Raw genomic sequence first — 25914 nt, forward strand, 5'->3', positions numbered from 1 at the left:
AGCGCCGGGCAACGGGCGCCGGGCCCCAGGCACGAAGCACAAGACCCGAAGCACCGGCAGCCATCGGCCCTCAGGCGTCGGGCACGACCCCGACACCCGACCGCGTCCTACCGCCGACGACCGCGCCTCACCGGCGTCGTCCCCGCCCACGGCCGCCGCCGCGTCCGTCGTCGAAGCCGTCGTCGGGTCCGTCCTCACCGCGATGCGGTCCCAGCAGTTCGTCCGCCAGCGTCGGCAGGTCGTCCAGCGGGGTCTCCTCGGCCCAGTCCGACCGCGGCCGCTGCCGGGGCGTGCCCGACTCGTCGACCTGCGGCAGCTCACGCGTACGCCCCTCGGAGCCGTCCGGCCCCGCTCCGTCCCGCTGGTCGCGGAAGTACGCCTGCGGCACCCGGTCGACAGGGCTCTCCCCGGGGACGGGGGGCCGTACGGCCGTCTCCTCCGTGGGACGCGCCTCGCGCACCGGGGGCAGCACGGCCGTCTCGTCGGCGACCCCCTGCGGGGCCACGGGCGGCAGGACGGCCGTCTCGTCGGCCGCGCCGGCCGGTGCCGGCGGCTGCGGCAGCTCGGCCGTCACCTCGGAGTCGGACCCGTGCCCTTCGGACGCACCCGACGCGTCCGACGTGCCCGAGGCGTCCGCCCCGGACCGCTCCAGCGGCTCCCGCGCGTCCCGCCGGTTTTCGGGATCCTTGTCCATCCGCACCCGGGGCAGCACGGCCGTGTCCTCGACCGGTCCGCCCGACGCGTTCGTCGGCGTCACCACGGGCGTCGGTACGGTCGCCGCGTCCGGCGCGACAGCCGGGGCCGGCGCCGGGGCAGCGGCCGCCGCGGGGCGCGTCGGCCGGGGGCCGGCCTGCGCCGCGGCAGCGGCCTGCTCGGCGGCGCGCCGCGCCTCCTCGGCACGCAGCAGCGCCTCCTCGGCCTTGCGCTGCTTCTCCAGACGCCGCGCCTCGGCCTCGGCACGCAGCCGGGACTCCTCCTCGGCCTGCTTGCGGCGCCGCTCCTCATCCGCCTTCCGGCGGGCCTCCTCCTCGGCCCGGGCCTTCTCCTCGGCGAGGAGGCGGGCCCGCTCCTCCTCGGCGCGCCGGGCCGCTTCCTCGGCCCGCCTGCGGGCCTCCTCGGCCTGCCGTTCGGCCTCGCGCCGCTGCGCCTCCTCCAGTTCGCGCCGCTTGCGCTCCTCCTCCTCGGCGCGCAGCTTGGCGAGCTGCTCCTGGCGCTCACGCTCCAGGCGTTCCTCCTCGGCCTTGCGGCGGGCCTCCTCCTCGGCCTTCTTCCGCGCCTCTTCCTCGGCCTTGCGGCGCGCCTCCTCCTGGGCCCTGATCTCGGCCTCGGACAGCGGCAGCATCCGGTCGAGCCGGGCCCGGACGACCGAGGTGACGGCCTCCGGTTCCTGACCGGCGTCCACGACGAGGTAGCGGCCGGGGTCGGCGGCGGCCAGGGTGAGGAAGCCGGAGCGCACGCGCGCGTGGAACTCGGCCGGCTCCGACTCCAGCCGGTCCGGCGCCTCCGTGAAGCGTTCGCGGGCGGTCTCCGGGGAGACGTCCAGCAGGACCGTCAGCTGCGGCACCAGCCCGTTCGTGGCCCACCGGGAGATGCGGGCGATCTCCGTCGGCGACAGGTCGCGACCGGCGCCCTGGTAGGCCACCGACGAGTCGATGTACCGGTCGGTGATCACCACCGCGCCGCGCTCCAGGGCGGGACGGACGACGGTGTCGACGTGCTCCGCGCGGTCCGCCGCGTACAGCAGCGCCTCCGCGCGGTGCGAGAGGCCCGCGCTCGACACGTCGAGCAGGATCGACCGCAGCCGCTTGCCGACGGGCGTGGCCCCCGGCTCGCGGGTGAGGACGACCTCGTGGCCCTTGGCGCGGATCCACTCGGCGAGCGCCTCGGCCTGGGTGGACTTGCCGGCGCCGTCGCCGCCCTCCAGGGCGATGAAGAAGCCGTTCGACGCGGAGGCCTGCACGGGGTCGTCGCCGCCGAGCAGCGCGTCCCGCAGGTCGTGGCGCAGCGGCACCCCGGAGCGGTCGTCGACCTTGGCCAGCACCAGCGCGGCCACCGGCAGCAGCAGGGCCCCCACCAGCATCAGCGTGAACGCGGCCCCTCCGTGCGCGAAGACGAACTTGCCGTTCTCCAGCCGGTGCGGCCCGATCAGCGCGGCCACCAGGGGGGCGATCAGCGCGGCCAGCGCGACGACGACCCGGACCGCCGCGTGCAGGTGCTCCGTCACGCGCGCGCGGCGGTGGTCCTCGGTCTCCTGGTCGAGCAGCGCGTGCCCGGTGTTGGCGGCCACGCCGGCGCCGACGCCGGCCAGGGTGACGATCAGCAGCACGCTGGTGACGTCCGGAACCAGACCCGCCGCGAGCAGCGCCACGCCGGTGAAGGCGATCGCGAGCGCGAGCAGCCGCCGCCGCGACAGCGTGACCAGCACCTTCGGCGCCGTCCGGACGCCGACGACGACCCCGCCGGTCAGCCCGAGCACGAGCAGGCCGTACGTCACCGGGCCGCCGCCCAGGTCCTTGGCGTGCAGCACCGCCACGGCGACCGCGGCCGCGATCGCACCGGCGACGGCCGCGCAGGCGAGCACCAGCAGCGGGATCGCGCCCGTACGGCCCGTGTCGACGCCGGTGGCGGTGCGGGGCCGGCGCAGCCCTTCGAGCGGGGACCGCGCGCGCGGGGTGCGCGTGCCCGGCAGCTCCAGGAACACCACGACGGACAGCGAAGCGGCGAACAGGCCCGCCGCTACGTAGGAGGCGAGCGCCGCCTGGTGCTGGTCGAACCAGGCGATGCCGGCCCCCAGCAGATTGTTGAGCAGCGCCGCCACGAGCAGCGCGGCCGCGCCCAGCGGGATCGCCACGAAACCCGTGCGCAGCGACAGGCGGCGCAGTGCTTCGAGGTGGTCCGGCAGCGGCCGTACCGTGGCGCCCTCCAGGGGCGGGGCGGGCAGCAGCGCGGGCGCCGCGCCCTCACGGGCGACCGTCCAGAACCGCTCGGCGACGCCGGTCACGAACACGGTGACCAGCAGCAGGGCCAGGGCGTCGTCGGGGATCCAGTCGATCCACAGCGGCGCGATGATCAGCAGAACGGCGCGCAGGCCGTCCGCGCCGACCATGGTCCAGCGGCGGTCGAGCGGACCGTCCGGCGACGTCAGCGAGGTCAGCGGCCCGAGAAGGACCGCGCCGAAAAGCAGGGTGGCGAGGATCCGCACTCCGAAGACGATCGCCACAGCGAACGCCACACCCCGGTAGCCGCCTCCGAAGGAACCCTCGGCGATGGCCGCCTGGAGGGCGAGGAGGACGAGCACCAGGAGGGCGAGGGCGTCACCGACGCCGCTCACCAACTGCGCGCTCCACAACCGCCTGAGCTGCGGCTGGCGCAGCAGGGCGCGGACGGCGCGCTCGCGGGAGTCCGCTACCAGGGCGTCGTCTGGGGCCGGGTGATGGGCCGTTGGCTGCTCGGCTCGCGTCATGCGTTCAGCCTATCGGCAGCGACTGACACACCGAGGCACCCGTCCACGCACTCGCACACGCCGACACCAACCCGCGCACGCCCCGACACCAAAGCGATGCCGGAGCGTGCGTTTCGAGGAACGGGCGCGGGGAATCCCCACACGCCTCACCGGCCCCGGCAGCAACCCAGCCCGGACGCCGGGAGGCCCCGACGGCTCATTCCTCGCCGGCCGTCTTCGAGGCCGCCGTCTTAGAGACCGCCGCCTTCGAGGCCGCCGCCCTCGCCGTCGTCGCCTTCTTCGCCGTCGTGGTCGTCTTCTTCGCCGCGGTCGTCGTCTTCTTCGCCGCGGTCTTCTTGGCGGCCGTCTTCTTCGCCGGTGCCGCCTTCTTCGCGGCCGTCTTCTTGGCGGGCGCCTTCTTCGCCGTCTTCTTGGCGGGCGCCTTGGCCCGCTTCTCGGCGAGCAGCTCGAACCCGCGTTCCGGGGTGATCGCCTCGACGCTGTCGCCGGAGCGCAGGGTCGCGTTGGTCTCACCGTCGGTGACGTACGGCCCGAAGCGGCCGTCCTTGACGACGACCGGCTTGCCGCTGACCGGGTCCGCCCCCAGTTCCTTCAGCGGCGGCTTGGCGGCGGCGCGGCCGCGCTGCTTGGGCTGGGAGTAGATCTCCAGCGCCTCTTCGAGCGTGATCGTGAAGAGCTGGTCCTCGGACTGCAGCGACCGCGAGTCCGTGCCCTTCTTCAGGTACGGGCCGTAGCGGCCGTTCTGTGCGGTGATCTCCACGCCCTCGGCGTCGGTGCCGACGGTCCGCGGCAGCGACATCAGCCGGAGGGCGTCGTCGAGGGTCACCGTGTCCAGCGACATCGACTTGAACAGCGAGGCCGTGCGCGGCTTGACCGCGTTCTTGCCGGTCTTCGGGGTGCCCTCGGGGAGCACCTCGGTGACGTACGGCCCGTAGCGGCCCTTCCTGGCGACGATCTGGTGGCCCGTGGCCGGGTCGGTGCCCAGCTCGAAGTCGCCGCTCGGCGCGGCGAGCAGTTCCTCGGCCAGTTCGAGGGTCAGCTCGTCGGGCGCCAGGTCGTCGGGGATGTCGGCCCGCTGGTGACCCTCCGCGTCCTTCTCGCCCCGCTCGATGTACGGCCCGAAGCGCCCGACGCGCAGCACGATGCCGTTGCCCACGGGGAACGACGACACCTCACGCGCGTCGATCGCGCCCAGGTCGGTCACCAGCTCCTTGAGGCCGCCGAGGTGGTCCCCGTCGCCGTTGCCGGCCTCGGCCGCGCCGCCGATGCCCGCGCCCTCACCCTCGCCGAAGTAGAACCGCTTCAGCCACGGCACGGACTGCGCCTCACCGCGGGCGATGCGGTCGAGGTCGTCTTCCATCTTGGCGGTGAAGTCGTAGTCGACGAGCCGCCCGAAGTGCTTTTCCAGGAGGTTGACCACGGCGAAGGACAGGAAGGACGGCACGAGGGCCGTGCCCTTCTTGAAGACATAGCCGCGGTCGAGGATCGTGCCGATGATCGACGCGTACGTCGACGGGCGGCCGATCTCGCGCTCTTCGAGCTCCTTGACGAGGCTGGCCTCGGTGTAGCGGGCCGGGGGCTTGGTGGCGTGGCCGTCGACCGTGATCTCCTCGGCGGTGAGGGCGTCGCCCTCGGTGACCTGCGGCAGGCGGCGCTCGCGGTCGTCCAGCTCGGCGTTCGGGTCGTCGGCGCCCTCGACGTACGCCTTGAGGAAGCCGTGGAAGGTGATCGTCTTGCCGGAGGCGCTGAACTCGACGTCCCGGCCGTCGGCGGCGGTGCCACCGATCTTCACGGTCACGCTGTTGCCGGTCGCGTCCTTCATCTGGGAGGCGACGGTCCGCTTCCAGATCAGCTCGTAGAGCCGGAACTGGTCGCCGGTCAGGCCCGTCTCGGCGGGCGTGCGGAAACGATCACCCGAGGGGCGGATCGCCTCGTGCGCCTCCTGCGCGTTCTTGACCTTGCCGGCGTACGTGCGCGGCCGGTCCGGCAGGTAGTCGGCGCCGTACAGCTGCGTGACCTGGGCGCGGGCCGCCGTGACGGCGGTGTCGCTCAGCGTCGTGGAGTCCGTACGCATGTACGTGATGAAGCCGTTCTCGTACAGCTTCTGCGCGATCTGCATCGTGGCCTTCGCGCCGAAGCCGAGCTTGCGGCTGGCCTCCTGCTGGAGCGTCGTCGTCCGGAACGGGGCGTACGGCGAGCGGCGGTACGGCTTCGACTCCACGGACCGCACGGAGAACCGCGTGTCCGCCAGGGCGGCGGCGAGCGCGCGGGCGTTCGCCTCGTCCAGGTGGAGGGTGTTCGCGCTCTTCAGTTGTCCCAGGGAGTCGAAGTCGCGGCCCTGCGCGACCCGCCTGCCGTCGACGGCCTGGAGGCGGGCGACCAGCGACGACGGGTCCGACAGGTCTCCCGCGCGGCCGGATGGGGGTCCCCCCGCCGGAGCGAAGCCGGAGGTGGGGGAGAAGGTGCCCGTCAGGTCCCAGTACTCAGCCGAACGAAAGGCGATGCGCTCGCGTTCCCGCTCGACGACGAGCCGCGTGGCCACCGACTGGACCCGGCCCGCCGACAGGCGCGGCATGACCTTCTTCCACAGGACCGGCGAGACCTCGTAGCCGTAGAGGCGGTCCAGGATGCGGCGGGTCTCCTGGGCGTCGACCAGCTTCTGGTTGAGCTGGCGCGGGTTGGCGACGGCCGCTCGGATCGCGTCCTTGGTGATCTCGTGGAAGACCATCCGCTTGACGGGGATCTTCGGCTTGAGGACTTCCTGGAGGTGCCAGGCGATCGCCTCGCCCTCCCGGTCCTCATCGGTGGCGAGGAAGAGTTCGTCGGACTCCTTGAGCAGGTCCTTGAGCTTCTTGACCTGCGCCTTCTTGTCGGCGTTGATCACATAGATGGGCTGGAAGTCGTGTTCGACGTCCACACCGAGGCGGCGGACCTCGCCGGTGTACTTCTCCGGCACCTCCGCGGCGCCGTTGGGGAGGTCGCGGATGTGCCCGACGCTCGCCTCGACAACGTATCCGGGGCCGAGATAGCCCTTGATCGTCTTCGCCTTGGCAGGCGACTCGACGATGACGAGTCGGCGGCCGCCCTTCGCGGTCTCGCTGGTCGGGGACAACTTCGCTCTTCTCTCCGGTCGACGCTGGGGCCTCCCCAGGCCTTGCTCCCGGGGTTGGGTCATGGTGACGCTGCGGAGTGTGACGGTACAGCCCGCCCCCGTGTCAAACGGGAAAAGCCCGCAACGGCCACTCGAACGGTAACCCGACTACCGCCATTCCTGCCGCCCGGAGTGCCGACCCGCACTTTTCCGCCGGACCGGAGCGTGACCTCTCAATTGTCCGCGCCGCCGCGCCGACGTGGTTCTCACGCGGCCTTGCGCAAGATCTTCGGCGTCGCTTCCCCGCCGCTTCGCGAGGTTTTCAGAGGCGGGTGAAGCACCACGTTCCGAGGGCCAGGGCGACCACGGCGGCGAACCCCGCGAGCGTCGCCGATGCGATGGGGCTCACACCGTGGGCGACGGGCCGACGCTGTCGTACGCGGACCGCTGTCCACAACAGCAGACCGCCTCCGAACAGAGCGAACACCGCTCCAGCGAAGATCGCCGGTCCACTCTCCATGATCGTCCGAGCCCCTCTTCCGCTGCCCGCGCGTGCCCCGTCCCGCGAGGCTGACACGCGCGGGCGGCGCCTGGGCGAACCCGGGGTGAACGCCCGGTCGACGGTCGGGGGCGGAGCGCCGCCGGGAGCCGCGCGCCGGAGTGCGACCGGTCTCACACCGTTCGGCGCGCGGGTGTCGCTTCCGTGGGGTTCGCGTCGCCGGTTCCGCTCATCGCGCACACGATCTTGGCGAATCCGGTGTCCCCTGATCTTCATCGGTCGCTCTTCGGGCCGCGACGCGCTGGGAACCGGGCGTCCAGACCGACTCGAATTCGTCGGAACGGACCGGACCGTGTCGTCGATGCTCTTCTTGTAGCTCTTTCTTGTCGGGCGTCTGCACGGTTCCGATCACCTTGGTGGGTGTGCGCTGCGTCGCGGTCCGTGAGGGCGGCTCGGACACCGAGCGCGCCCGGGCCGTCTCCGACGCCGGGCCGTCTCCGACGCCGGGCCGTCTCCGGCATCAGGCCGTCTCCGGCGCCGGGTGAGGCGTCCCTCAGGCAGGCTCCAGGAAGCCCTGCTCCACCAGCAGCCGGATCTGCGCCGGCGTGCGGTCGCGCAGCAGCACGGGGTCCTCGCCGACGAGCTGCGCGATCGCGTCCAGGATGCGGCCCGCGCTCAGCGAGCCGTCGCACACGCCCGCGAAACCGGCGCCGACCGTGTCCACCTTGGTAGCCCGGCGCATGCCGCGGTGCTGGCGCAGCACGACGTGCTCCGGGTCCTCGGCGCCCGGGAGCCCGACCTGCTCCTGCACGACCTCCGCGGCGAGCCTGAAGTGCCCGGCGAGCAGGGCCGCGTCGTCGTGCGCCCGCAGATGGTCGAGGCGCTCGAAGTGCGCCCGGACCGTGTCGCCGAGCGGCTGCTCGACCGGGTGCGGCCACTCCTCGAGGGTGAGCGTGGGCTCGGCGGACGCCGTCCTGCGCAGGGTGATCCAGCCGAAGCCGACGGCCTTCACCTTGCGCGCCTCGAACTCGTCCAGCCACGCGTCGTACCGCGCCTGGTACTCCTGCGGGTCGGTCCGGTGGTCACCGGCGTCCCTGAGCCACAGCTCCGCGTACTGCGTGATGTCCTGCACCTCGCGCTGCACGGCCCACGCGTCGCACCCGCGCGGCACCCACGACCTGATCCTGTCCTGCCAGTCCTCCCCCTCCACGTGCTGCCAGTTGGCGAGGAAGTGCGCGAACCCGCCCTCGTTCAGGCGCTCCCCCGCCTGCTGAACGAGCGACCGGCACAGATCGTCCCCGCTCATCCCGCCGTCCCGGTACGTCAGCCGCGCCCCCGGCGAGATCACGAACGGCGGGTTCGACACGATCAGGTCGAACGTCTCGTCGTCCCGCACGGGCTCGAAGAGCGACCCCGCGCGCAGGTCGGCCGCCGGAGCGCCGGACAGTGCCAGCGTGAGCGCGGTGATGTGCAGCGCGCGCGGGTTGAGGTCGGTCGCCGTCACGCGGGTGGCGTGCCGGGCGGCGTGCAGCGCCTGGATCCCGGAGCCGGTGCCGAGGTCGAGAGCGGAGTCGACGGGCGTCCGCACGGTGATCCCGGCGAGGGTCGTCGACGCCCCGCCGACGCCGAGGACGACGTTCTCGTCCCGGCTGCCGATGCCTCCGGCCCCGCCGACCGCGCACCCCAGGTCGGACACGATGAACCAGTCCTCGCCGTCCGGCCCGCCGTAGGGCCGTACGTCCACGGTCGCGGCGACGTCGTCCTCGCCGGCCCGCCTCAGCCAGCCGGTCTCCACGCACGCGTGGACGGGCAGAACGTCCTCCACGCGCGCGTGCGGAACGGGCTGCTGGAGCAGGAAGAGCCGGACGAGCGTCTCCAGCGGCGTGTCCCCGCGGGTCGCGCGCAGCGCGGGCACGACCTCGCTGCGGGCCAGGGCCGCGTACGCGGGGGCGCCGAGGAGGTCGAGCAGCCCGTCGGCGGTGAAGGAGACCGCGAGCAGGGCCTCGCGCAGCCGGGCGGCGACGTCGGGGCGGTCGGCGGAGGGAAGGGGGGAGAGGGTGGCGTTACTCACGCCCCCCATTGTGTCCCGCATGCCTGCCGCCCGCCCCGCCCGGATCGGCCGACGGGCCCCGGTGACGACCGGGGACGAGCCGGGGGAGCGGGAGGAGCGGGGTCAGGCGGAGACGACCGGCGTCAGGCGGAGACGACCGGCGTCAGCCGGTCGTGGCGCGGGCCGAGGCGGAGGCCGCCACCTTCTTGCAGCTGGCCTGCTGGGCCATGGCGCTCTTGACGTCGCCCTGCTCCAGGTTCTTCAGCGCGGTGTTGCCGCTCTGGCTGAGTTCGCCCAGATCGGTGGCGATGTCCTGGAGGCCGTCGGCGAACTTCGCCTGGTCCTTCGTGTCGAGCGCGTCGACCTGCGTCTTGAGGTCGGCGTACGAGGCGGAGAGGTCGTTGAGGGCCGTGACGGCCCCCTGCTGCTTCTTCTTGCCGTCCTCGACGCCGGGGGGTGTGCCGGCCTTCTGGACGGCCTGCGCGAGCGCCTTGTAGGCGTCGGACATGTCCTGGAAGGCCTGGGAGTCGGTCTTCTGGACGTTCGCCGGGGCGTTGTTGTCCGTGGCGGCCTGCTTGATGGCGTCGTTGGCCGCGTCGACCTTGGCGTCCTGGGCGGGCAGGGCGTCGCAGACCTTCTTGGCCCAGGCGTCGAGCTCCTTGTTGCCGTCGTCGTCGCTGCTGCTGCATCCCGACAGCGCCAGCACCAGTACCGCACCGCCGGACAGTGCGGCCGCGAGCTTCTTGTTCACCGGATCGGTCCCTTCCATGGCTCTCGGCCCCGGAAACATACACGCCAACCGGGCGACAGCCCCAGGACGAATGTCCGCTGTCTCCATGAATGGATCCATTTGAACCAAGAGAGAGAAGGCTCACGGGCCGGGGCCGCGCACGACGAAGACGGGCGGACGGCACGTCAACCCGCGCCGTCCGCCCGCCCCTTGATCAGCGAATCCTGTACGTGTCGTACGAAACCACCGCCGGATCGGCCGACTTGGAGGACGAGTCGGCGTTGTCTTCGTCACCCACGGCGATCCCCCGCCGCTTGGAGACGTACACCGCGCCGACGATCACCAGGAGCGCGAGGACCGCGATCACGATCCGTACGCCGATGTTCGCGGCGTCGCCGTAGCTGAACTTGATCACGGCGGGCGCGATGAGCAGTGCCACGAGGTTCATGACCTTCAGCAGCGGGTTGATCGCGGGGCCGGCCGTGTCCTTGAAGGGGTCGCCGACCGTGTCGCCGATCACCGTGGCCGCGTGGGACTCGCTGCCCTTGCCGCCGTGGTGACCGTCCTCGACGAGTTTCTTGGCGTTGTCCCAGGCCCCACCGGAGTTGGCGAGGAAGACCGCCATCAGCGTGCCCGCGCCGATCGCGCCCGCGAGGTAGGCGCCGAGCGCGCCGACACCGAGCGTGAACCCGATGAAGATCGGCGCCATGACGGCGAGCAGCCCCGGGGTCGCCAGTTCCCTGAGCGCGTCCTTCGTACAGATGTCGACGACCTTGCCGTACTCCGGTGTCTCGCTGTAGTCCATGATCCCGGGCTTCTCGCGGAACTGCCGCCGCACCTCGAACACCACGGATCCCGCCGACCGCGACACCGCGTTGATCGCCAGCCCGGAGAAGAGGAAGACGACCGCCGCACCCGCGATCAGGCCGACGAGGTTGTTGGGCTGCGAGATGTCCATCATCAGGCTCATCGGCGCGCCGTCCCCGCTGAGCTTCTCTCCGACGTCCCGCGCGCCGGTCGTGATCGCGTCACGGTACGACCCGAAGAGCGCCGAGGCCGCGAGGACGGCGGTGGCGATGGCGATGCCCTTGGTGATGGCCTTGGTGGTGTTGCCGACGGCGTCGAGGTTGGTGAGCACCTGCGCGCCCGCGCCCTCGACGTCGCCGGACATCTCTGCGATGCCCTGGGCGTTGTCGGAGACCGGGCCGAAGGTGTCCATCGCGACGATCACACCGACGGTGGTGAGCAGCCCGGTGCCGGCCAGGGCCACGGCGAACAGCGCCAGCATGATCGACGTACCGCCGAGCAGGAACGCCCCGTAGACGCCCAGGCCGATCAGCAGGGCGGTGTAGACGGCCGATTCGAGTCCGACGGAGATTCCGGCGAGGATGACGGTGGCGGGGCCCGTGAGCGACGTCTTGCCGATGTCGCGGACCGGGCGGCGGGTGGTCTCGGTGAAGTAGCCGGTCAGTTGCTGGATGACGGCCGCCAGGAGGATGCCGATCGCCACCGCGACGAGGGCGAGGATCCGCGGATCGCCGCTCTTGCCCTGGATCGCCGCGTCGGTGACGCCGTCCAGGTCCGCGTACGTTCCAGGGAGGTAGACGAACACGGCCACGGCGACCAGCACGAGGGAGATCACCGCGGAGATGAAGAAGCCCCGGTTGATCGCGGACATGCCGCTGCGGTCGGTGCGGCGCGGGGCGACCGCGAAGATGCCGATCATCGCGGTGACCACACCGATCGCGGGCACGAGCAGCGGGAAGGCGAGTCCGGCGTCGCCGAAGGCCACCTTGCCGAGGATCAGCGCGGCGACCAGCGTCACGGCGTACGACTCGAAGAGGTCGGCCGCCATGCCCGCGCAGTCGCCGACGTTGTCGCCCACGTTGTCGGCGATGGTCGCGGCGTTGCGCGGATCGTCCTCCGGGATGCCCTGCTCGACCTTGCCGACGAGGTCGGCGCCGACGTCGGCGGCCTTGGTGAAGATGCCGCCACCGACCCTCATGAACATCGCGATGAGCGCCGCGCCGAGACCGAATCCCTCCAGCACCTTCGGCGCGTCGGCCGCGTACACCAGCACCACGCAGGAGGCGCCGAACAGACCGAGCCCCACCGTGAACATGCCGACGACACCGCCCGTACGAAAAGCGATCTTCATGGCTCTGTGCGAGACGGCGGTGAGGTCCTTTTCTGGTTCGCCCGGCGCGGGAGTCGCTTCCCGGGCCGCCGCGGCGACGCGCACATTACTGCGCACGGCGAGCCACATGCCGATATAGCCGGTGGCCGCCGAGAACGCCGCACCGATCAAGAAGAAGACGGATCGTCCGGCGCGCTGATTCCAGTCGTCCGCGGGTAGCAGCATGAGCAGGAAGAACACCACGACGGCGAATACGCCGAGCGTGCGCAGTTGCCGGGCCAGATAGGCGTTGGCGCCTTCCTGAACCGCTGCCGCGATCTTCTTCATGCTGTCGGTGCCCTCGCCGGCCGCGAGCACTTGGCGCAGCAGCACGCCCGCGACCACGAGCGCAGCCAGTGCGACGACTCCGATGACCACCACGAGCAGGCGGTTGCCGTCCGTCAGCACTGCGGCTGCGAAGGTTGTGGGGTGGTCCAACCGATGAGGGGTAGAAAGCCCCGCCATTCGTCCTCCTTGACGCTTGGGCTGAGCTCAAGATGTGGACGGATTGTAGGTACCGGAACCTGATCAAAACAGTGCGCGGTGAATGTAATTCGCCTTCGCACGCGAGAAGAGTGATCAAGCATGTGATCAAGTCGCCTATCAATGACCGATCAACGGCTGACCAACGGCCGATCAATGGCTGCTCAATGGCCGACCGGCGGCTGATCGAGTGCCGCCGGTAATGCCTTTGAAGCACTACGCTTCGTGAATTGATTCACGAATTTCCCGGCAAGATTCATTTCTTCAAGATTCACTGCCTGGGACCACTGTAAGCGCGGTCGGCGATCTCCGCACATGACGAAGGGCCCCACGAGTGGGGCCCTTCGATGTGTGTGCCGCCGGTTCACCTGGACGGTCGTCGGCCTCGGCGCGAGGGCGTCGGACCGGCGGTGGTCGGACCGGCGAAGCCACGCCGGTGGTGTCGGGCGGGCGGTGTCAGGCCGGTGGCGTGGACGCCAGGACGCTCGGCCAGGTCATGCGAATGGCCCCGCCGTGCTCGCCAGCGGTGACCTCCACGTCGTCCACGAGGCCGCTGATGACGGCGAGGCCCATCTCGTCCTCCTCGGCCTCGGCGTCGGCGTCCCCGCCGGTGCCGGGCGCCCGGTCACCGGGTGAGGAGCGTGGCGCCTCGTCGCCCACCTCGATGGAGAACTGTTTCTCCTCTTCGATGAGCAGCACCTTCACCGGCGCGGTGATGCCGCTGGTCTGGTGCAGCCCGACGGCGCGGGTGCAGGCCTCACCGACGGCGAGCCGGACCTCGTCGAGGACGGCCTCGTCCACTCCGGCCCTGCGCGCCACCGCTGCCGCCACCAGTCGGGCGGTCCTGACGTGCTCGGGCAGCGCGCTGAAGCGGAGTTCAACGGTGGCCATGCATCCCCCTCGGAACTACGGGCGTGCTGTCGGGGGGCCGGGCCGCCGAAGCCCGATCCCCCCGGTGTTCAACTGTGCTGCCGTCCCGGGCGCGGCTGTTCTCGCCCGGGATCGGTGGTCAGTCGGTGGCCGACACCGCTTCGTCGACCGAGGTGTGAATGGGGAACACCTTGGTGAGACCGGTGATGCGGAAGATCTTCAGAATGCGCTCCTGGTTGCAGACCAGGCGCAACGAGCCCTCGTGGGCACGCACTCGCTTCAGACCGCCGACCAGCACGCCGAGACCGGTGGAGTCGAGGAAGTCCACGCCCTCCATGTCGACGACGAGGTGGAAATTCCCGTCGTTCACCAGCTCGACCAGCTGCTCGCGCAGCTTGGGCGCGGTATATACGTCGATTTCGCCACCGACCTCGACGACCGTACGATCGCCGACGGTACGGGTCGACAGGGACAGGTCCACGGATCCTCCAGCACCTTGCTATCGAGCGGTCGCCCCTCGGGACACCTCGGCAGGAGCCCCCGGGACGGTTCGCCAGCCGCGATGGCATTCAATCACTTACCGGCAGGCGTGCACGACGCCTTGGCTCCATTGTCCGTCACGCCAGTGACACACTCGGTGCCGATGGCCAAGAATCACCGATCCGATCGATCCCCGGCACAGCACGCGTCCCGCCTGTCGCCGGGCGCGGTCCTGGACCGGCTCGCCCCCGGTCCGAGCCGGGCGTCGCGCATCACCCATACGGAGCACTTGCCCCCACGTGAGGGCCGCCATGCCGTCTGGCCTGACCGGATTCGCCCGGAGGTGATCGCGGCGGTGCAGGCCTGCGGCATCGAGCACCCCTGGGCCCACCAGGCCCGAGCCGCCGAACACGCCCTGGACGGCGATTCGGTGGTCGTCGCGACGGGCACGGCGTCCGGGAAGTCCCTTGCGTACCTCGTCCCGGTCCTGTCCGCGCTGCTGGAGGGCTCCGAGGCCCCGAACGGCCGCGGCACCACCGCCCTCTACCTGTCCCCCACGAAGGCACTCGCGGCGGACCAGTGCCGATCCGTGAAGAAACTTTCACAACCGCTGGGCACGGCGGTTCGCCCGGCCGTGTACGACGGCGACACCCCGTTCGAGGAACGCGAGTGGATCCGCCAGTACGCGAACTACGTCCTCACCAATCCGGACATGCTGCACCGCGGCATTCTTCCGTCCCACCCCCGCTGGTCCTCCTTCCTCAAGTCGCTCAGGTACGTCGTCATCGACGAGTGCCACACCTACCGCGGCGTGTTCGGCTCCCATGTCGCCCAGGTGCTGCGCCGGCTGCGCCGGCTGTGCGCCCGCTACGGCGCCTCCCCCGTCTTCCTGCTGGCCTCCGCGACGGCGGCCGAGCCCTCGGTGGCCGCAGGCCGTCTGACCGGCCTGCGGGTGGTCGAGGTGGCCGACGACGCCTCCCCACGGGGTGAACTGGTGTTCGCCCTCTGGGAGCCCCCGCTCACCGAGATGCAGGGCGAGAAGGGCGCCCCCGTCCGCCGTACCGCCACGGCGGAGACCGCCGACCTGCTCACCGATCTCGCCGTCCAGGGGGTGCGCACGGTCGCCTTCGTCCGCTCCCGGCGTGGCGCCGAGCTGATCTCGGTGATCGCCCAGGAGCGTCTCGCCGAGGTGGACCGCTCCCTGGCCCGGCGTGTCGCGGCGTACCGCGGCGGCTACCTGCCCGAGGAGCGCCGCGCCCTGGAGCAGGCACTGCACTCCGGCGACCTCCTCGGCCTGGCCGCCACGACCGCCCTGGAACTCGGCATCGACGTCTCGGGACTGGACGCCGTCCTGATCGCCGGTTACCCGGGCACCCGTGCGTCCCTGTGGCAGCAGGCCGGCCGCGCGGGCCGGGCCGGGCAGGGCGCCCTCGCCGTCCTGATCGCCCGCGACGACCCCCTGGACACCTTCCTCGTCCATCATCCCGAAGCCCTGTTCGACCGGCCCGTGGAGTCGACGGTCCTCGACCCCGACAACCCCTACGTCCTCGCCCCGCACCTGTGCGCGGCCGCCGCCGAGCTGCCCCTGACGGAGGAGGACCTGGCACTGTTCGGCCCGGGGACGGAGGGGCTGCTGCCGCAGCTGGAGGCCGCGAAGCTGCTGCGCCGCCGGACGAGGGCCTGGCACTGGACACGCCGGGAACGGGCCGCCGACCTGACCGACATCCGCGGCGGGGGCGGCCGGCCGGTCCAGATCGTCGAGGAGGGGACGGGCCGCCTTCTCGGCACGGTCGACGAGGGCGCCGCCCACACGACCGTCCACGAGGGCGCCGTCCACCTCCACCAGGGCCGCACCTATCTGGTGCGGTCCCTGGACCTGGAGGACTCGGTCGCCCTGGTCGAGCAGGCCGAACCGCCGTACTCGACGGTCGCCCGCGACACCACGGCGATCTCGGTGCTGGAGACGGACGTCGAGGTCCCGTGGGACGAGGGGCGGTTGTGCTACGGCTCCGTCGAGGTCACCAACCAGGTGGTCTCCTTCCTGCGCCGACGGCTCATCACCGGTGAGGTGCTCGGCGAGTCGAAGCTCGACCTGCCTCCCCGCACCCTGCGCACACGCGCCGTGTGGTGGACGGTCACCGAGGACCAGCTGGACGCCGCCCGGATCCACCCGGAGATCCTCGGCGGCGCCCTGCACGCCGCCGAACACGCCTCCATCGGCATGCTGCCCCTCTTCGCGACCTGCGACCGCTGGGACATCGGCGGCGTGTCGGTCCCCCTGCACCCCGACACGCTCCTCCCCACGGTCTTCGTCTACGACGGCCACCCCGGCGGCGCGGGCTTCGCGGAACGGGCCTTCCACACGGCCCGCTCCTGGCTGACCGCCACCCGCGAGGCCATCGCCTCCTGCGAGTGCGAGGCCGGTTGCCCGTCCTGCATCCAGTCCCCCAAATGCGGCAACGGCAACGACCCGCTGCACAAGAGAGGGGCCGTACGGCTGCTCACGGAACTGCTGCGGGGGGCGCCGGAGGAGAAGCCGGTGAGCTGACCGGGCCCGCGGTGGGACCGGTGTCCGCCGGCCCGGGAGGCCCCGCCCTCGCCCTGACCTCCGCGGCGAACGGCCCCCGTCCGGCCGCCGCCGTCACGTCCGAGACCTCCCCCACGACCGCGCACCGCACCAGCCGCGCCCCCTGTGCCCGAGCCACACGCTCCGCGTGAGCACAGGCCGCCGCGGCACCGTGCGTCCAGTGGTCGGCGGCCGCGAGCGCGGCGAGGTCCGCACCGCCGGCCGCGCGATGCCGGGCCAGAACGGCCTGGCCCAGGGCGAGCACCACGCCGAACACCACACACAGCACGGCGATCGCCCCGAGCGTCCAGACGGTGGCCGAGCCCCGATCGGCTCCCGAGCCGCGGTACAGGCCCCCGCGGCGGTGATGCCCCCTCACGGGCCCACCTCCCCTTCCTCCGCCGCCACGGCCCCTGCCGCCACGTCCTCCTCCACAGCCGCCACGGCCTCCTCCCGCACCTCGAACGGCAGCCCCCGCAGCACCGGCGGCCGCGCCACGACCACCACCCGGACCAGGCCACCGCCCCGGTGGACCGTCACGTGCGCCCCACGGGGTGCCGTCGCCCGGGTCACCTCGACCACCGCGTCGGCCGGGTCCTGCCGGGCGGCGGCCCGGGCGCCGGTCCTGGCGGCGTCCACGCACTGGATCTGAGCCGCCATGACGAGCAGGCCCCACACCAGCGCCATCGCGAACGCCACCAGCACCGGCAGCACGACGGCCGACTCCGCCGTCACGAAGCCCCGGTCCCCGCACCGCACCGGTGCCCGCTCACGGACTCGCACTGAGCGCCCGCTTCACGATGTCCTGCAACGCCTCGGTGACCGCCCCGCTCGTCACCACCTGGTAGAGGATCACGGCGAAGCCGACCGCCGCGACGATGCCCATCGCGTACTCGGACGTCACCATCCCCGCATCCCTGTGCGCCGCGCGCGCCCTGCACACCAGAGCACGCATCCGCGCCCGTACCGCCTTGCTCATCTCAACCCCCGTGAGGTCCGTTTCCGTTGATTCCCAGGCGCACCGGTCCTGCCGGTGCGCTGAACCCGTGCGCCGCTCGCGTCAGTGCCTCCAGGTCCTGCCGGTGCTCGCGCGCTCACCTCGCCGTCACGGCCCACCCCCTCCCAGAGCCCCACCCGCCAGCCCGATCACGACGGGCGCGATGCCCACCGCGATGAAGGCGGGCAGGAAGCAGAGCCCCACCGGCGCGGTGACCATGACCGCCGCGCGCCGGGCACGAGCCGTTCCCGTGCGTGCCCACTCGGCGCGGGCGTCGGCGGCGAGCCGGGCGACCGGCGCGGCCGCCGGAAGGCCCGTGACATCGGCCCGTTCCAGCAGTCGGGCCAGCGCCGCGGCGCCCGGCGCTGCGGCCAGCCTCCGCCAGGCGGTGGCCGGCTCGCCGCCCAGCCTCACCTCGGCGGCACCGCGCGCGAGGCCGTCCCCCACGGGGCCGCCCAAAGCCTCACCCACCGCCTGGGCCGCGATCACCGGACCGGCGCCGGCGGCGATGCACGCGGCCAGCAGGTCGGCGGCGAGAGGAAGCTGCCGTGCGGCGACCCGTGCGCCGACCCGTGCGCCGACCGCGTCCACGGGAGCGGCCGCCCGCTGTCGGTGACGCCACCACCCCAGCCCCACAGCACCGGTCACCCCCAGGGCGAGACCGACCGCGCCACCGCCCATCACCCACCCGGCGCCCAGAACGGCCACCTCAGGCAGCCACCGCCGCACAGCCTCCGGCACGGCAGGACGCGAGGTGCCCGGCTCCGCTGCCAGGGGCAGCAACTCGGCGAGCCGCTGCCGCGTCCGGCGCTCACGCCGCACGCCCGTCAACCATCGCGCGAGCCACACCAGGACCAGGGCGATCCCCACGACCGCCCCCAGCCTGTGGACAACTTCCGCACTCATTCCGCCCTCCGTTTCCCTCATCCGGCACGGTCCGACCCGCCATCCGCCACCACCCGACCCGCCATTCGGCACCCACCGGCCCGCCATCCGCACGCCGCCCGTCATCCCGCACCCCCGACCCGTCCCAGCGACCTGTCCCGGCGACCTGTCCCAGCGACCTGTCCCAGCGACCCGTCCCAGAGGACCGCGGCAATCGCCTCGTCTCCTGCCTGTTCCCCGCCTCACACCTCCTCCGCGCCCCGCACGATGCGCACCGCCCACCACATCCCGACGGCCTCGAGCACCCCGCCGACCAGCAGGCACCCCCACCCCGCGCCGGTGTGGAGCAGGACGTGCAGGGGATCGGCGCCGAGTGCGGTCCCCAAGGCGAGTCCCAGGACCGGCAAGCCGGCGAGCATCACCGCCGTTGAGCGCGTGCCCGCCAACTGCGCTCTGAGGTCGGCCCGCTGGTCCCGCTCCGCTCGCAGGGCACCTTCGAGGCGGTCGAGGCCGGCGGCGAGGCCCGCTCCCTGGTCCACCGCCACCCGCCAGCACGCGGCGAGCCCGAGGAGCCCGTCCGCCCCCGGTTGCCGTGCCGCCACCGCGAGCGCACCGGGCACGTCCCCGCCGAACCGTGCCGCCGCCAGCACGGCGGGCTGCGCCGCACCCAGCCCTCCGGAATCCCTGGCGGCCCGCTGCAAGGCCTCACCGGGCTGCCGTCCCGCGCGCACCTCCCCGGCGAGAGCGCCACACAGCGCGATCACGGCGTCACCCCGGCGCTCCCTGTCCCTCCGAGCCTCACGAGCGCGCCGTGCCCTGCGCAGCAGGGGCGCTCCGGCCGCCCCGGCGACGACCGGCAGCACCGAGGCACCCAGCACAGCCAAGACCAGCCCGACGACGGGCGCCCACCACTCGGGACGCCACCGCCCGCGGATCCTGCGCAGCTCGTCGGTCAGGTCCGGCCAGGACGGCGGGCCACTGTCGACCACCCCGCCTCCCGCCAGCAGCAGCTGCGCCCGCCGGGCTCCGGAGTACGGCCCGCCGAGCAGCCAGATCGCCGCGCCGGCGCAGACCGCGGCCGCGGTCATCGGCACCTCAGCCATCCCGTTCATCTCCCTCTCCGCTCCCCTGGCCCCGCAGCAGTTCCCGCAGCCGCTGCCATCCGCGCTCCCGGCTGAACGCCCGCGCCTGCCACCGCAGCGCGGGCACTGTCCGCACCAGTCCGGACGGATCCCGTTCCAGTACGTGCACCTCGGCGATCCGCCGCCGCCCGGCCGGATCGCGCACGAGGTGCAGCACCACCGACAGGGCGGCCGCCACCTGGCTGTGCAGCGCGGCCCGGTCGAGCCCGGCCGCCGTGCCGAGCGCCTCCAGCCGGGCGGGCACGTCCGCGGCGGCATTGGCGTGGACCGTCCCGCAGCCGCCCTTGTCGGGATGCGCGAAAGATTTCAGTCGGCAGCTCGCTGACCTGGGGACTGAAATCTTTGATGAGGTGGCCTGGGTCACATTTGTCGCACGAAAGATTTCAGTGTCCGATCAGCCGCCAACCTTCTGATTACGCAGCGTATTCATAACTCGGGCGGAAGGCGTCAACGCTTCTCCGCGATGAAGTCCGCCGTGGTGTGCAGGAACGCCTTTGGGGGTGGCTAGAGCTGATTGAAGCGCGCTGCCGTACGCCAGGTAGTAGGCGTACGGCAGCGGTTCGTCTCTGCTGTGACCGTGGGCGTGCGGTGTTCCTAGCTGGCGGCGGCTTCGCCGCCTTCGTCCTCGGCGTTCTGGATGTCGCCGGGCGTAGGTGGGTTGGGGTCTTCGTACGGCCGTCCGTTCTCGTAGGTGCTCTGTGCGTGCTCGTTGATGACGATGTCTTCGAGGAGGGTCCGATCGATCTTCTCGGCTCCGGTGAGTACGGCCTCGGCGGCTGCTTCGCGGATGAGTTCCGCGAGGGAGCTGATGTTTCCTCCGGTGCGCTGGTACAGGTACTTCCACAGCGTGGCGAGGGTTCCGGGCCGGTGGTGGTAGAGGACGAGGGCGTCTTCCATCGCGGTGATGACGGAGGTCCAGTCGGCCTTCTCGTCTCGTGTCCGGATGGAGTAGGGCGTCATGTGGAGGAGGGTGTTGCGGCCGGCGGTCTGGGTGCTCCTGGCGTCGCCGGTGCCTTCGAGGAAGAGTCCGGAGTGCTTGAGGTCGACTCCGGTGTAGATGAAGGTTGCCGCGGTGTGGTTGGCGATGTACTTGAGATGATCGTTGACGACCTTTCCCTCCTTGAGGGAGAGGTCCATGAAGTGTGCGTCGTCGATGATCACGAGTTCGACGCCGACCAGGCGCATCTTCTCCAGGACGAGGCGGGTGATGTCGCTCTTGGTCGCGGCGGAGCGGTACTTCTGGCCGAGGTACTGGGCGAGCGCTATGGACAGGTCCTTCGGTGTGGCTTGCGAGGGGATGTTGACGTAGACGACGGGGGTGTAGTCGATCACGTGATCGTCGACTATGTACTGCTTGGCGAAGCGCTCGGGGTAAGTGTCGCGCAGTTCGTGTTCGAAGTCGGAGGCGAACGTCTTGACCAGGGTCGACTTTCCGAGGGTCGCCGGTCCGTCGAGGACGATGCTGCGGCGGGCACCGGCGGGCTGGTGAGCGTTGGTCATCATCCGGCGGCGGATCTGGTGGTGGATCGTCTGCATCTGACGGGTGCGGACGATGACCAGGGCGCTGTGGTGGGCGTTGCGGGCCTGGTTGTGCAGGTGGCGCTCCTTGGAGGTGAGCTTTTCGTAGTCCTTGATGCGCAGCAGCACCGGCCGGGGCGGGAGTTCATAGTCGAGGTAGTCGCGCCATTCCTCCTTGGTGCGTGGCTCGGACAGGCCGGGGTGCCTGAAATCCCCGGGGCCGGGCGTGTCGTCGGGTTCGTCTTTGAAGGGGGAAGGGGTCGGCAAGGTGATCAGCCCTCCTGGCTGGTGCGGGGGTTCCAGACCTCGGCGGGCTGGACGGCGAGGGGGTCGAAGTCGTCGTCCTCGTCGGTCACGGTGGGGACGACATGCAGCGTGGGGATCGTGGGTTCGGCGACTTCCGGCACCAGGCGCGGGACCGGTACGGCTGCGGGGACGGCGGGGGTGGAGCGTGCTTCGTCCTGGGCCTGGGCCTCGGCGCGGTGCTGGTCGCGGGTGTGGCGCTTGCGGTCGGTCTTGGTCCACATCTCGGGGGCGTCGGTGCGGTTCTGCAGGTCCCACAGGGCCTTGGCGATCTGCTCCTGGAAGTCCTTGTCCTTCGGGTCGCCGCCGCGGAGTTCGACCAGGCGCCTGGCTTCGCGCAGGGTGATGTCGGTGAAGGGCTGCAGGTCGTTGAGTGCCTTGGTCCAGCGCAGCGTGTACCAGCGGCCGTCGCGGGGGTTGTGGAAGTAGGCGTGCAGCAGGTTCCGGGGGTCGTAGCGTATGGGCCAGCGTGTGTTCTCGTACGGGGACTTGGCCCGGCGGAACTGGTAGAGGACGTCCGCGTTGTACACGAGGTGGTTGAGTTCGACGCCGTAGGCATTGATGGCGCGGCCGTCGTCGGCGATCGGCAGCAGCTCGTAGTACAGGTTTGGGTCGCGGGGGCAGTCGACGTAGCCGGCCGAGCCGAGGGCCATGGCGTACGCCTCGTTGGGTGAGACGTTCAGGTCGGGAAAGCCTTGCAGGGTCAGGCCCCTGTGGTGCTGGTTCTGGTAGACCGCGACGACGTATTCGGCGAAGAACTCGGCGATCTCGTCCAGGGTCCAGCGAGCCTGCTGTTCAACGTGCTTGCCGCGGTGGGCCACGTTGAAGCCCTTGTAGCCCGCGACGTGCATGGAGAACTGTTCCCGGATCGTCAAGAACAGGCGTTCCACGTGGGGTTTGTCGGTGGGCTTGAGTTTGCGGGCGTCCTGAAGGTCGATCCTCCATGAGCGGCAGGCGCGTTTGACGACGTCGGACTTGTAGGGCTTGCCATGGTCGTAGAGCAAGGTCTCGGGATAGACGACGGGCCGTGCTGCGGCTGCTGCGAGGCGTTCGTCGACGCTGAGAAGCCGTTCGTAGGGCACGCGCAGCATCTGAAAGCGCAGCGCGTCGGCCCACTTGGGCCGCATCGGTTCGGGCGTCATGACGTCCGCCAGCAGCAGGCCGATGTCGATGGCCTTGGTGCCCAGCGGGGTGAGGCGCCAGGCGAGGATGGAGCGGGTGGCGACGTCGAGAGCGACGGTGAGTTCGACGTTGTAGGTGTCGTTCATCGCGGGGTCCCAGGCCAGGACGTCGAGCGGGGTGGTGTCGAGCATGACGACCTGGCCGGGCCGGTGGGCGATGACGTTGCCGAAGGTGCGGTCGGGCTGGTTGGCGTCCGAGATCCGCTGGTAGGCGGGGTCGGAGGGGCTGTGGTGCAGGAGGAGTTTGACCACGCGGCGGAAGGTGTCGGGCTTGGGGAGCTCGACGGTGCCGGGGCCGTAGTCTTCGTCCAGCCGGTTCTGGCAGCGGCGCCTGAAGCGGGTGGAGACGCTGGAGGAGCTGTCGAGGCGTTCGGCGGCGCCCTGTTCGCGGATCGCGGTGATCACCCGCTCGTCAATGTTGCGCAGCGGGTTCCTCAGCCGGGCCTTGCGGCGGTCGACGAGTGCCCACAGGCCCTTCTCTTTCCACTCTTCGAGCAGCTGCCAGATGCGGCGCTCGGTCAGCCCGAGTTCGTCCGCTTTGGCCTTGACGCGGTCGGAGAGCAGGAGGTCGGGGTGGTACTGCGGGCGGGGCTCTCCCGGCTGTTTGTCGAGCGAGTCGCCCGAGCGGTAGCCGGTGGTCGCCTCGTGCAGGTGGGCTTCGAGTTCGAGGGCGTCGTCGCGGGCCTGCTTGTTCTTCAGTGACGCCAGGACTCCGCCGGGGTCGAGGCCGGCGGCACCGTTGTCGGCGTTGGCCGGTGGCGCGGCCAGGGCGCGGAAGGAGGGGTCGGTCAGCAGAACGCTGAGCATGATCGTCTGGTGGTGTCCGGAGATGGAGCGCAGCCGGACCAGAGCGCCGGTGAGGCCGGTGACCTGGTGCTGTTCTTCCTCGAATTCGATCCAGTCTTCGGTTGCGATGCGGTAGCGCTGGTCCATCAGCTGTGCTCCGGGACGGGTGCGGCCCACACCTGGGTGTGGTCGCGTAGCGGGCGGGTGAGGTCGAAGTGCAGGCGGTGGTGCCACATGAGGTGGTAGGTGACGGCCCGTTCGATCCCCGGGGTGGGCCACAGGGAGAGCAGCTCGGCGATGCTGACCGGGTCCTGGGCTCGGAAGAGAAGCACGCGGGCGAGGGGGGCGGCGGCGTGCAGCGGTCTGCGGTAGCCGGCCAGCCATTCGACGGTGGCCCACAGCTGCGGATCGGGTTCGCCGACCATCTGGTAGTCCCAGCCGAGCACCTGGCATGCCGCGGCCGTACGGCGGGCCTGGAGGAGCACTTTGGGTTTGTTGAGCTGTTCGGGGTTCTTCACGTCCAGCAGCAGCACGGAGCCGTCAGTACGGCGGACGAACAAGTCCGGATAGTGGGTCCAGGTGCCGTCTGCGTCGACGCCCTCGAAGACGAACGGCTGGGCCGCGAAGCAGGCGACCTTCGCATCGAAGTCGAGGAGCTTCATCCAGCGGGCTTCCAGGAAACTCTCGTATTCCAGGACGGTGTCGCTGCTCGCTGCCCAGTAGGAGCCGGGGGTGTGTTCCTGTCCGACGTAGGTGGGGAAGTCGCGGGTGGGCCGGCAGGTTTCGAAGCGCACCTCGCGCGCCTGTTCGGCGGGCAGGAGCCGCTCGGTGCCGCCGGCGTCGTAGAAGTGGATGTACAGCTGGTGGGATGCGTGCCGCAGGGGCCGCAGCGTGTTGGGTCTTTTCGGGGTCATGCCCCTCCCGTCGTATCGGGTTCGAGAAGGTCCCGGCCGAAGGCGGTCAGCTGCGCCGCGACCGTGTCGGGGATCCAGGCGGCGAAGCGGCGCCAGCCCTCCCGGACGGATTCGGTGGTGGCCGCCTTCCACAGCGCGGGGTCGTAGGCGGGGGCTTCGCGGACGTCTCCGGCGGTGAAGTGCTGCCAGACCCAGGCGGCGGAGTGACGGCGGCGCTGGAGGGTGACGTCGTGGTCGAGCGGGCGGCACACGGGATACAGGACCGCGTGCGGCACGGCGGTCAGGCCGGCCAGTTCCCGGCGGCGGGCCGCGTAGTCGACCAGGCCGCGTTCACAGAGCCGGACACCGATCTGCTCGGTGGCCCTCCAGAAGGCGTCGGGGTCGGTGATGCGCTGGACCAGGGTGTTGGTGGCGCGGGCGGCCTTGAGCGGGTCCATGGCCAGGTCGGAGGCGGCCTGCTGCCAGCTCGTGGCACCGGCGATGCGGGCCAGCGCCAGGGCGGCGAGGCGGCGCCCGCTGGCCGGGGCGGTGCCGGGCAGTTGGGTGGCGAGTAACTCCGTGTAGTCGTCGACGTCGACGAGGTGGGGCAGGTGGGCCGTCGTGTAGGCAGGCCGGACGGCGGGGCGGACGGCGAGTGCTCCGGCGATGCGGGAGGAAGGCGGGGCGGCGGCCCGCACCAGCGGCTCCAGGCAGGCGGGGCGGGGCACGACCCGCAGGGGATCGCTCTTGCCCGGTGTCCGGCGCCGGGCGACCGCGCGCTGCATCCAGGTGCTCAGCACCTCCTGGCAGGTGCGCTGGTCCGGGGCGAACAGCGTGGGCTCGGTCAGGGCGAGCACGACCGCGGCGTGGACCGCGCTGGGCGGGCTGGCCCGCAGCTGTGTGCCCGCGCCGCCCCGGCTGGCCTGCTGCCGCTCGTGCAGGTCGGCAGCGAACTGTTCGGCCGCATCGTCCGGCAGCGCGGTGCAGGCAGCGAGGTCGTCGGCGGTGGCCACCAGCCGTACCAGGGCGGCGGTGAACCGCAGCGCGGCGAAGAACTCCGCCGGAGCCGCTCTCTGGCCGGCGACCCGTGCCGCCGCGCGGCCGTCGGCGATGTCCAGGACGCGCTGCTGCAGTGCGGCGAGCTCGGCAGGCACCGGGACCGCGGGCAGCGCGGCCAGGTTCTGATCGCACAGCCCGGCCTTGCGGCGCCTGGTCGCGGGGCGGCGGTTGTTGCAGCGGCCCAGGTCCACCTCCTGGCGGCGGGTGATCAGGCCCCGGGGGTGACCGTTGTAGCCGCGGCCCAGCCGGATGCCACAGCGGCGGCACACGTCCACCAACAGCACCTGGTGCACCGGGCACACCGCGGCGATGCCCAGCCGCCACCACAGCGGCCACACCGGGCAAGCTGCCAGACACTTGGGGCAGGCCCGGCTTGAGGTGAACAGGGCCCACTCGCGGTGTCCAAGCGCCGTGAGCGACGCCTCGGAGCCGAGATCAAGCCCGGCGAAGTCCAGCGCACTCGCCGCGTACCGGGACAGCTGCATCGCCCGCAGCGCCTGCGCGTCGAGCCCGGTCGCCGCCTCAGCCCGCGCCAGGCTCCGTTCGGTCAGCGCGATCCCGAAGAACAAGGGCCGCACCACGGAGTAACCCGGGTGGCACTCCAGTCCCACGGCCTGCGCGGCTTCACCGGGAGCGAGCTGCCAGTCGGCCGCGGCCCGGCTCAGCCAGGAGGCGAAGGACTCACCGTCGGCAGGAACCAGAACGGCAGGCAGACGCCGAGGCAGACCGCTTGCCCCCATGG

Annotated in this window: 18 protein-coding genes and 1 pseudogene; 1 reads left to right on the top strand and 18 read right to left on the bottom strand. The window is 71.6% G+C overall.

Annotation, left to right across the window (positions count from 1 at the left end):
* Positions 1-127: 127 nt before the first annotated feature.
* The 8 genes from tmk to bldG all read right to left on the bottom strand — a co-directional run bounded on the left by tmk (position 128) and on the right by bldG (position 13843).
* Positions 128-3463 carry a dTMP kinase gene (tmk, locus tag ACIP67_RS04260; RefSeq protein ID WP_401687102.1) on the bottom strand — a complete coding sequence of 1112 codons (3336 nt, stop codon included), beginning with the start codon at positions 3461-3463 and terminating at the stop codon, positions 128-130.
* Between the two features lie 196 nt (positions 3464-3659).
* Positions 3660-6575: a type I DNA topoisomerase gene (gene topA, locus ACIP67_RS04265; RefSeq protein ID WP_401687105.1), complete on the bottom strand. Its 2916-nt coding sequence runs from the start codon at positions 6573-6575 to the stop codon at positions 3660-3662.
* A 301-nt stretch (positions 6576-6876) separates the two neighbouring features.
* Complete coding sequence (locus tag ACIP67_RS04270) at positions 6877-7074, bottom strand: hypothetical protein (RefSeq protein ID WP_401687108.1); 198 nt, start codon at positions 7072-7074, stop codon at positions 6877-6879.
* Positions 7075-7606: 532 nt separating this feature from the next.
* Positions 7607-9133: a methyltransferase gene (locus ACIP67_RS04275; RefSeq protein WP_401687111.1), complete on the bottom strand. Its 1527-nt coding sequence runs from the start codon at positions 9131-9133 to the stop codon at positions 7607-7609.
* A gap of 133 nt (positions 9134-9266) precedes the next feature.
* Positions 9267-9872 carry a small secreted protein gene (locus tag ACIP67_RS04280; protein WP_401687113.1) on the bottom strand — a complete coding sequence of 202 codons (606 nt, stop codon included), beginning with the start codon at positions 9870-9872 and terminating at the stop codon, positions 9267-9269.
* Positions 9873-10047: 175 nt separating this feature from the next.
* Positions 10048-12474: a sodium-translocating pyrophosphatase gene (locus ACIP67_RS04285; RefSeq protein ID WP_401687116.1), complete on the bottom strand. Its 2427-nt coding sequence runs from the start codon at positions 12472-12474 to the stop codon at positions 10048-10050.
* Between the two features lie 474 nt (positions 12475-12948).
* Complete coding sequence (locus ACIP67_RS04290) at positions 12949-13383, bottom strand: ATP-binding protein (protein WP_401687119.1); 435 nt, start codon at positions 13381-13383, stop codon at positions 12949-12951.
* Between the two features lie 118 nt (positions 13384-13501).
* A complete protein-coding gene (gene bldG / locus ACIP67_RS04295) occupies positions 13502-13843 on the bottom strand; it encodes an anti-sigma factor antagonist BldG (RefSeq protein WP_121787637.1) in 342 nt (113 codons plus the stop codon).
* A gap of 81 nt (positions 13844-13924) precedes the next feature.
* Between bldG and ACIP67_RS04300 the strand changes: the two genes are divergently transcribed.
* Positions 13925-16390, top strand: coding sequence for a DEAD/DEAH box helicase (locus ACIP67_RS04300; RefSeq protein WP_401687122.1), 2466 nt, complete (start codon positions 13925-13927; stop codon positions 16388-16390).
* Here ACIP67_RS04300 and ACIP67_RS04305 read toward each other — a convergent pair.
* The 10 genes and pseudogenes from ACIP67_RS04305 to ACIP67_RS04350 all read right to left on the bottom strand — a co-directional run bounded on the left by ACIP67_RS04305 (position 16344) and on the right by ACIP67_RS04350 (position 25912).
* Positions 16344-16787 (bottom strand): Rv3654c family TadE-like protein, encoded by a 444-nt coding sequence (locus tag ACIP67_RS04305; protein ID WP_401687125.1) that lies wholly within the window; start codon positions 16785-16787, stop codon positions 16344-16346. The genes ACIP67_RS04300 and ACIP67_RS04305 overlap by 47 nt on opposite strands.
* Entirely contained in the window at positions 16784-17143 is a 360-nt protein-coding gene (locus ACIP67_RS04310; protein ID WP_401687128.1) for a TadE family type IV pilus minor pilin, read from the bottom strand. The genes ACIP67_RS04305 and ACIP67_RS04310 overlap by 4 nt, the downstream gene beginning before the upstream one ends.
* Before the next feature lie 34 nt (positions 17144-17177).
* Positions 17178-17387 (bottom strand): DUF4244 domain-containing protein, encoded by a 210-nt coding sequence (locus tag ACIP67_RS04315; RefSeq protein ID WP_401687130.1) that lies wholly within the window; start codon positions 17385-17387, stop codon positions 17178-17180.
* 126 nt (positions 17388-17513) lie between these two features.
* Positions 17514-18311, bottom strand: a complete 798-nt coding sequence (locus tag ACIP67_RS04320) for a type II secretion system F family protein (protein ID WP_401687132.1) — start codon at positions 18309-18311, stop codon at positions 17514-17516.
* 221 nt (positions 18312-18532) lie between these two features.
* Positions 18533-19402 carry a type II secretion system F family protein gene (locus ACIP67_RS04325; protein ID WP_401687134.1) on the bottom strand — a complete coding sequence of 290 codons (870 nt, stop codon included), beginning with the start codon at positions 19400-19402 and terminating at the stop codon, positions 18533-18535.
* A pseudogene (locus ACIP67_RS04330) lies at positions 19386-19718 on the bottom strand (ATPase, T2SS/T4P/T4SS family); the annotation flags it as partial. The pseudogene ACIP67_RS04330 and the gene ACIP67_RS04325, both read right to left, overlap by 17 nt.
* A gap of 308 nt (positions 19719-20026) precedes the next feature.
* Positions 20027-21217, bottom strand: coding sequence for a TniB family NTP-binding protein (locus tag ACIP67_RS04335; RefSeq protein WP_401687136.1), 1191 nt, complete (start codon positions 21215-21217; stop codon positions 20027-20029).
* Positions 21218-21222: 5 nt separating this feature from the next.
* On the bottom strand, positions 21223-23367 hold the full coding sequence (locus tag ACIP67_RS04340; protein WP_401687139.1) for a transposase: 2145 nt from the start codon (positions 23365-23367) through the stop codon (positions 21223-21225).
* On the bottom strand, positions 23367-24134 hold the full coding sequence (locus ACIP67_RS04345) for a TnsA-like heteromeric transposase endonuclease subunit (RefSeq protein WP_401687142.1): 768 nt from the start codon (positions 24132-24134) through the stop codon (positions 23367-23369). Before ACIP67_RS04345 ends, ACIP67_RS04340 begins: the two co-directional genes overlap by 1 nt.
* Positions 24131-25912, bottom strand: a complete 1782-nt coding sequence (locus tag ACIP67_RS04350; protein WP_401687144.1) for a TniQ family protein — start codon at positions 25910-25912, stop codon at positions 24131-24133. The genes ACIP67_RS04345 and ACIP67_RS04350 overlap by 4 nt, the downstream gene beginning before the upstream one ends.
* Positions 25913-25914: the final 2 nt, after the last annotated feature.

The sequence above is a fragment of the Streptomyces sp. NPDC088812 genome (genome assembly GCF_044750285.1).
Lineage (GTDB): Bacteria > Actinomycetota > Actinomycetes > Streptomycetales > Streptomycetaceae > Streptomyces.

Coding starts and splice junctions, on each gene's coding strand:
- tmk (WP_401687102.1), bottom strand. CDS start 3,463: ATGACGCGAGCCGAGCAGCCAACGGCCCATCACCCGGCCCCAGACGAC.
- ACIP67_RS04270 (WP_401687108.1), bottom strand. CDS start 7,074: ATGGAGAGTGGACCGGCGATCTTCGCTGGAGCGGTGTTCGCTCTGTTC.
- ACIP67_RS04275 (WP_401687111.1), bottom strand. CDS start 9,133: ATGGGGGGCGTGAGTAACGCCACCCTCTCCCCCCTTCCCTCCGCCGAC.
- ACIP67_RS04280 (WP_401687113.1), bottom strand. CDS start 9,872: ATGGAAGGGACCGATCCGGTGAACAAGAAGCTCGCGGCCGCACTGTCC.
- ACIP67_RS04285 (WP_401687116.1), bottom strand. CDS start 12,474: ATGGCGGGGCTTTCTACCCCTCATCGGTTGGACCACCCCACAACCTTC.
- ACIP67_RS04290 (WP_401687119.1), bottom strand. CDS start 13,383: ATGGCCACCGTTGAACTCCGCTTCAGCGCGCTGCCCGAGCACGTCAGG.
- ACIP67_RS04300 (WP_401687122.1), top strand. CDS start 13,925: ATGGCATTCAATCACTTACCGGCAGGCGTGCACGACGCCTTGGCTCCA.
- ACIP67_RS04315 (WP_401687130.1), bottom strand. CDS start 17,387: ATGAGCAAGGCGGTACGGGCGCGGATGCGTGCTCTGGTGTGCAGGGCG.
- ACIP67_RS04320 (WP_401687132.1), bottom strand. CDS start 18,311: ATGAGTGCGGAAGTTGTCCACAGGCTGGGGGCGGTCGTGGGGATCGCC.
- ACIP67_RS04325 (WP_401687134.1), bottom strand. CDS start 19,402: ATGAACGGGATGGCTGAGGTGCCGATGACCGCGGCCGCGGTCTGCGCC.
- ACIP67_RS04340 (WP_401687139.1), bottom strand. CDS start 23,367: ATGGACCAGCGCTACCGCATCGCAACCGAAGACTGGATCGAATTCGAG.
- ACIP67_RS04345 (WP_401687142.1), bottom strand. CDS start 24,134: ATGACCCCGAAAAGACCCAACACGCTGCGGCCCCTGCGGCACGCATCC.
- ACIP67_RS04350 (WP_401687144.1), bottom strand. CDS start 25,912: ATGGGGGCAAGCGGTCTGCCTCGGCGTCTGCCTGCCGTTCTGGTTCCT.